The sequence below is a fragment of the Polaromonas sp. P1_G2 genome (assembly GCF_056405515.1).
The window spans coordinates 1-407 of record NZ_JBFUBY010001411.1 but is presented as its reverse complement, the minus strand read 5'-3'; the positions used below and the strand labels follow the sequence as shown (position 1 = coordinate 407).

At 61.7% G+C, this 407-nt stretch carries 1 protein-coding gene; it reads right to left on the bottom strand.

What is annotated here, in order from left to right:
* A partial coding sequence (locus AC1D0P_RS30820) for an efflux RND transporter permease subunit (protein WP_477680204.1) occupies positions 1 to 407 on the bottom strand: 407 nt, incomplete at both ends.

Here is a 407-nt window from a genome sequence, read left to right as displayed (position 1 = left end):
CCAGTCGCCAACACAATCGCCAGCAGCGTCAGGATATTGACCGAGAAGCCGGCGAGATAGATGGCAGCCAACGCACCGATCAGTGCCACCGGCATGGTGATCGTCGGGATCAATGTCGCGGTGAAACTCCTGAGGAACAGGAAGATGACCGCCACGACGATGATGACGGCGAGGATGAGCGAGGCCACCACTTCCTCGATTGCGCCGCGGATGAAATTGGCGTCGTCGCTGGTGACGCGGATCTCCATGCCCTTCGGCATGGTCTTCTGCAATTCGGCGACCATGGCGCGGACGCCGCGCGAAATATCGAGTGTGTTCGACTGCGCCTGCCGGATAATGCCCAAGCCCACACCGGCAATGCTGTTGGAGCGCATCGTCGACGTGCCCTCCTCCGCGCCGAGCGACAC